The sequence below is a fragment of the Streptomyces tardus genome (assembly GCF_018101125.2).
Taxonomy (GTDB): domain Bacteria; phylum Actinomycetota; class Actinomycetes; order Streptomycetales; family Streptomycetaceae; genus Streptomyces; species Streptomyces tardus.
The window spans coordinates 1-6,442 of sequence record NZ_JAELVF020000002.1; the positions used below are offsets into that span (position 1 = coordinate 1).

The 6,442-nt window shown below is 67.2% G+C and carries 5 protein-coding genes and 1 pseudogene; 5 read left to right on the forward strand and 1 reads right to left on the reverse strand.

Annotation, left to right across the window (positions count from 1 at the left end; all coding sequences use genetic code 11):
* Positions 1 to 1,098: 1,098 nt before the first annotated feature.
* The 3 genes from JGS22_RS20940 to JGS22_RS20950 all read left to right on the forward strand — a co-directional run bounded on the left by JGS22_RS20940 (position 1,099) and on the right by JGS22_RS20950 (position 4,123).
* A complete protein-coding gene (locus JGS22_RS20940; protein ID WP_211043470.1) occupies positions 1,099 to 1,293 on the forward strand; it encodes a hypothetical protein in 195 nt (64 codons plus the stop codon).
* Positions 1,294 to 1,525: 232 nt separating this feature from the next.
* Positions 1,526 to 2,806, forward strand: a complete 1,281-nt coding sequence (locus JGS22_RS20945) for a P-loop NTPase family protein (RefSeq protein WP_211043468.1) — start codon at positions 1,526 to 1,528, stop codon at positions 2,804 to 2,806.
* Between the two features lie 354 nt (positions 2,807 to 3,160).
* Positions 3,161 to 4,123, forward strand: a complete 963-nt coding sequence (locus tag JGS22_RS20950; protein ID WP_236074231.1) for a cytochrome P450 — start codon at positions 3,161 to 3,163, stop codon at positions 4,121 to 4,123.
* Between the two features lie 40 nt (positions 4,124 to 4,163).
* On the opposite strand, the pseudogene JGS22_RS26485 reads toward JGS22_RS20950, so the two are convergent.
* A pseudogene (locus JGS22_RS26485) lies at positions 4,164 to 5,153 on the reverse strand (aminotransferase-like domain-containing protein); the annotation flags it as partial.
* On the opposite strand from JGS22_RS26485, the gene JGS22_RS26490 reads away from it, so the two are divergent.
* Complete coding sequence (locus JGS22_RS26490; RefSeq protein WP_236074232.1) at positions 5,034 to 5,756, forward strand: glycerophosphodiester phosphodiesterase family protein; 723 nt, start codon at positions 5,034 to 5,036, stop codon at positions 5,754 to 5,756. The pseudogene JGS22_RS26485 and the gene JGS22_RS26490 overlap by 120 nt on opposite strands.
* A gap of 42 nt (positions 5,757 to 5,798) precedes the next feature.
* On the forward strand, positions 5,799 to 6,442 hold a 644-nt coding region (locus JGS22_RS20965), incomplete at its 3' end, for an MFS transporter (protein ID WP_308405833.1).

Consider the following 6,442-nt stretch of genomic DNA (forward strand, 5'->3'; position numbering starts at 1 on the left):
TCCAGAACAATTCCTCCGGAATTGTTCACACATCACTACGCCGATAATTACTGATTTTAGTGGCAAAATACCCAAAATGCCAAAACAAAAGAAGCCGGCTACCAGAGTATCTGGGTCAGGGAAGTCTGCCGAAGCAGCATCAAACCCGACGCAACTTACCAGAGTACGACCAGAAACAGTCGCCTCACATTACCTCCTAACACAAGGAACCCAAACTCCGCCAACCTACCCTCAGAGGCACGCAGATAACCTCGAATAAACACAGACCCGGAACCAGAATAACTCTGATCAACCACTACAATCTTCGCCTACCCCCGGCTGTACTCATTCACCGATCTCCATAGGAAGAGGCCAACTCCGCTCACCCAAAAGAGAGTTGGTAATCAGTAACAGCAGTACCATTTCATTGGCTGATCTGGAAAGAAAACAACCTGCACTCGACCAGTTGAACTATCACTCACCTAGAGCGATTTTGACGTAACTGAACTACTCGAAAAATATTATGCCCAACGACCCTGACACTAGTACCCAACTTTTCTGCATCCAAGAATTCTACGGCACCAGCTGCACCCAAAATAAGCCTGACTTCCACCAGCAGACCTCATGAAATCAGCGCTCCCGACCCGGATGGAACACGAACCAATCACCCCCAGAACGCCACGAAACACCGCCGCAAGAAAGCAATACCACATCTCCCTTCTCCCCGTTCCCCACCAGAACCGGCACCACCGAAAAACGCGCCTCACCGACACCACCGCGTAAACGACGCCAGAATCAAGCAATTAACAGCCACACCAGGACGACTCTCCAGAACAGCCCATGCCGACTCCCGTGCGCCCACCCGCACAACACCGACCTCAACTCGCCACCGCGCAAAGGCAGTTGCTTCCCACCGCCCGGGCGGTCCTTCACGCGCCCAACACCCCAACTTCTCACCGTCGCCATTGACCATCGAGATCGGTCTGCTTCTCATCACTTCGAGCAACGCACAGAGAGCCCATCTAAACGGATAAATCACCCATCTGCTGACAGCAAACTTTTCGCACCTTCTGTGAAGCTGAGAGACAAGTCTGCCCGCATCCACTCCGGGAGTGCTTCGTGGTTCTCTCTGTCTCCGGTGTCCTGCTCCTCGGCATCGTCGCGTTTCTCTTCTTCCGCAAGGACGGCATGAAGCTGTCGCATGCAGCGGTGTGCGCGCTGCTCGGCTTCTACCTCGCCGAGTCGGCCATCGCTCCGGGTATCGAGGCCGGCGGAACGACGCTGGCCAACCTCCTCAGCGGCCTGAACATCTGACCTTCGCTCATACGGGAAGAGAGCCTCCATGTCCTGGCTGCCGGCACTCCGTACGCATCGACTCACCCGGGCGCTGGGGGCGGCGGCGGACGGGGTCACCGATGTGCTCCAGCCGCTTCTCGTGGTGGCGAGGGGGTTGTTGCGGTTGAGTCGTTCGGCTCGTGGCTGGTGGGGTCGCACACCGTCGGATCGTCGAGGTCCGGCGGTGTTCCTCGGGGCTGCCTGTGCGTTGGTGATCGCCTTGACGCCGTACGGGCCGTGGCTGGCTGTGGGAGCACTGATGTGCGCGGCGGCGTGGACGGGTCGAGAGGCTGCCGAGGAGGCGCCGGCGGGCCCGACTGCCGAACAGTGTGACCGGCTGCAGGCTCTCTACGACGCCGTGGCGCCGTGCTTCTGCACGGAGGACGATCCTCACCCGCAGCCGCTGTACACACCGGACGGCACTTGGGACCACGCCTTCGTCGCCCACGCGTTCGCGCCGAACGAGCGGTTGGAGCATGTGGAGCTGCGTTACCCGCCGTACTTTCCGGATACCGACGCCGCTGCCCGCGGTCGGGTCCAGCAGGTACTGGCGACGAAGGCGGGGCGCGACCGGGACTACCGTTTCGACTGGGACGAGGAGCACAACCGGCTGCGCATGACAGTGCGCGCGGCACTTCCGCATCCAGTTGACGCGCAGCGCTTCGTCACCGCTCCAACGGAGTCGGTTCTCGGTTTCACCGACCCAGAATCCACCGCACGGCGGCTGCCCGTCATCGTGGACGGGCAACAGTGCGAGTTGCCGCCGGTGGTCTGGCGCACGGGTCCGGCGTCGACTGAGTCGCACCTGCTGGTGGTGGGGCCTCCTGGCTCGGGTACATCGAACCTTCTGCGGTCGCTCGCGCTCCAGGCTCTTGCGCACAGCGATCTGATCGTCGTCGACGGTACGGGTGAGGGCGCGTACTCCTTCTTGAGTGGTCGTCCCGGTGTGCTGGCGGTCGAAACCTCGCCCACTGGTGCGCACACCGCTCTGCAGTGGGCTGCGCACGAAACTTCGCGACGGTTGCACACGCCGGCGGAGCTCTCGCAGAGCAGGCCGCTGTGGGTGATCGTGGACCGACCCACGCTGCTCAGTCATCTTGCCCACGACCAGGGGCACTGCGATCCGCAGGACCTGCTGGAGACGCCGCTGCGGCACGGCAGGGCCGCGCGTGTCACGGTGGCCCTGGCGGACCAGCTGCCGGAGGCCGAGGAAGGGCTGAGCGCGACGGTTCGCAGCCGCACCCGGGCGAAGGTTGTCCTGGGGCAGATGGGGTCCGTCGACGGTGACCGTATTAATCCCGTTCTCGGCACGGCGCCGGCTCAGCCGGGGCAGGGTCATGTTCGGCTGGGTGACGGGCCGACACATCGCATCGTCGTTCCCCACACGCCCGACCCGCAGGATTCCGCTACCGCGCCGGCGCTGCGTACGGCCGTGGAGGGTCTGCTTCCCGCCGTGCACGAGCCGGATGCGACTCCTGTGACCAACGTCTGACCGCCTCCTGGCCCGGCACGGTTCATCGACCAGGATGCGGGACCCCCGTTCCTGCTTCCCGAGAGCCCGACTGTGACGCTGATCCCCGCGGCACCGGCCGATCCCGCTGCCGCCCTCGCCGCTCGCGAGTTCTGGCAACTCCCCTGGCGTCAGAGGGAGTTGACGTTCGCTGCGCTGCGGGAACGAGAGGGACCGACTTTCGTGCGGGACGGTTCGGCGGGCGGGGGGTTCTGGGCGGTGGTGCGGCACGCGGAGGTCACCGAGGCGAGCAGGAACCGTGAGGTCTTCCGCAGCGCCCCGGGCGCCACCGCTCCCCCGCCGCCGCGGTGGGTGCGGTGGGCTTTCGGGGACTCGATGGTCAATCTGGACGATCCCGAGCACGCGGCGCTGCGCCGTGTGGTGGCGCGATCCTTCACGCCACGGCTGCTTGCGCGAGTCGAGGAAGATGTACGGAGCACGGCGAGTGCACTGGTCGACGCGGTGCAGCGGGAGCGGCCGGCGGATTTCGTGAGCTCGCTCGCCGGGCCGATGCCGTTCACGGTGATCTGCTCGATGATGGGCGTGCCCGTGGAGTTGAGGCCGCGGATCCTGGCGCTGGTGGAGGTGGCTGCCCGTTCGGCCGGGCAGCGCCAGGGGGTGCGGCGGTGGGCGCGAGTCCCGGGGCAGGGACTGCGGGCGCTGGCTTCGTTGCAGCGCATCATGGTGGTTTTGGGGCGGGAGCGACAACGGCGTCCGGCGGACGACTTGATCACCTCGCTGGTGACGGCAGACGTGCGGGGTGAGGCGTTGACGGGGCGCCAGCTGGGTGCCTACTTCTCGTTGTTGCTGGTGGCAGGAGTGGAGACGACGCGCAATGCGCTGGCGCACGGTCTGTGTCTGCTGACTGCCCACCCGGAGCAGCGGGCGCGGCTGTGGGCCGATCCGGAGGGGATGCTCGACGGGGCGGTGGAGGAGATCATCCGTTGCAGCGTCCCGATCACGCAATTCCGCAGGACGGTTGCGCGGCCGTACACGCTTGGTGGTGTGCAGCTCGGTACGGGCGACCGGGTGGCGTTGTTCTACTGCTCGGCCAATCACGACGAGCGGATCTTCGACCGGCCGGAGCGGTTCGACATCGGTCGCTCGCCCAATCCGCATCTGGGCTTCGGGGGCGGTGGCGCGCACTACTGTCTGGGTGCGCATCTGGCGCGGCAGGAGATGCGGGCGCTGCTGGGCGAGTTGGTGCGTCGGCTGCCGGGGGTGCGCTCCACGGCGGAGCCGCGTCTTGGCTCGGCCTTCTTCGACCACCGGGTGGTGGGGTTGCCTTTCACCTTCTAGGCAGGTGTGCGTCGGCGCTGTGGGTTTCGGGGCGGGCTGGTCAGACGACGAGGCCGGGGGGTGTTGCGGTGGTGGCGGTACCGCCACCGGCTACCAGGCGGGAGGCGGCGGCGAGGCGGGAGGCGGCTTCGACGGCCTGGGCGCCGGAGACGGTGAACGGCAGGCGTACGTAGCCCTCGAACGCCCCGTCGACTCCGAAGCGGGGGCCGGAGGGGACTCGTACGCCGAGGCGTTCGCCGACTTCGGCGATGCGTGAGCCGGACAGGCCTCCGGTGCGCGCCCACAGGGTCAGTCCGCCGTGGGGCACGGTGAACTCCCACTGCGGCAGTTGTTCGCGGACGGCGGTGACCAGTGCGTCGCGGTGGCTGCGGGCGCGGGTGCGGCAGACGTCGACCGCCTGGTGCCACTCGCCGGAGCGCAGCAGGTGGGTGAGTGCCAGTTGTTCCAGTACGGGGCTGCCGAGGTCGGCGGATCCGCGGGCGACGGCGAGGCGGCGGATGAGGTCCGGGGCGGCACGGACCCAGCCGAGGCGCATTCCGGCCCAGACCGCTTTGCTGGCGGAGCCGAGGGTGATCACGGAGGATCCGGCGGGGTCGAATGCGGCGACCGGGCTGGGCATGGCGGTGGCGGTGGGTTCGTCCAGGGCGAGGTCGACCATGGTTTCGTCGACGACCAGGAGGGTGCCGGCGGTGCGTGCGGCGGTGACCAGTTCGCGGCGTTGGCCGGTGTCGGCGAGGGCGCCGGTGGGGTTGTGGAAGTCAGCCATGACGTAGGCGAGCTGGGGGGCGGCGGCGCGCAGGGTGCGTTGCCAGGCGGGGAGGTCCCAGCCGGTGTGGTCGGCGGCCATGGGCACCGGGACCAGTCGGGCGCCGGCTTCGCGCATGAGTTGGAGGATGTTGGCGTAGGAGGGATGTTCGACGGCGATGCGTTCGCCGCGGGCGGCGAGCAGTCCGCAGATGGCGGAGACCGCTCCCATGGCGCCGGTGCGCAGTGCGGCGTAGCCGGCGGCGACTGTCGTACGGCTGACGGGCGGCTGGTGGCGCTCCACGACGCCACGCTGGACCGGGTGACCGATGGCAGCGGCCGGATCGCGGACCTGACCTGGGAGCAGGTGCGGCGGGCGCGAGTCGGAGGTCGGGAGCCGGTGCCGCTGCTCGGGGAGTTGTTGGAGGCGCTTCCGCGGGCGCGGTGGAATCTGGACGTGAAGTCGGAAGCGGCTCTTGTTCCGCTGCTGGCGGAGTTGGAGCGGCTGGAGGCGTGGGACCGGGTGTGTGTCGGCTCGTTCGACGAGGGTCGGGTGGCGCGGGCGCAGGTACTGGCGGGCCCCCGGTTGGCGACGTCGTTGGGGTCGCGGGGTGTGCTGGCGCTGCGGCTGCGTTCGTGGGGGCTGCCCGCGGAGGTGCGGCGCAGTGCGGTGTGTGTGCAGGTTCCGGTGCGGCACGGCGGGGTGCGGGTGGTGGACCGACAGTTCGTGGCGGCGGCGCACGGGCTGGGACTGCAGGTGCATGTGTGGACGGTGAATGACCCGGGGCAGATGCGGCGGCTGTTGGATCTGGGGGTCGATGGCATCATGACTGACCGCACGGAGGATCTTCGTGCGGTGCTTCGGGAGCGGGGGGCCTGGAGTGGCTGACGGTTTCGCCCCGGGATGTGCGGCACGAGGAGGGGACCGCGGGTGGATTCGCAGTCGGTGGGTCTGAGCGGGCCGCAGAGTGATGCGGCGGAGCGCAGGCGTGAGCAGCGGGGCTGGTATTTCTACGACTGGGCGAACTCGGTTTTCTCCACGAGTGTGCTGACGGTCTTCCTCGGTCCGTATCTGACGGAGGTCGCGAAGGCGGCGGCGGACGAGAACGGCTATGTGTACCCGTTGGGCATTCCGGTGCGGGACGGGTCCTTCTTCGCGTATGCGGTGTCGGCTTCGGTGTTGCTGTCGGTGCTGGTGATGCCGTTGGCGGGGGCGGTGGCGGATCGCAGTGGCCGCAAGAAGCCGATTCTCGCGGTGTCGGCGTACGTGGGTGCGGGTGCGACGACGGCGATGTTCTTCCTGGAGGGGGACCGCTATCTGTTGGGCGGCTTCCTGCTGGTGGTGGCGAATGTGGCGTTCGCGGTGGGGATGGTGGTCTACAACGCGTTCCTGCCGCAGATCGCGTTGCCGCACGAGCGGGACGCGGTGTCCTCCCGGGGTTGGGCGTTCGGGTATGCGGCGGGTGCGTTGGTGCTGGTGGTGAACCTGGCGCTGTTCCTGGGGCACGAGTCGTTGGGTGTGTCGGAGGGGACCGCGGTGCGGATCTGTCTGGCTTCGGCGGGCCTGTGGTGGGG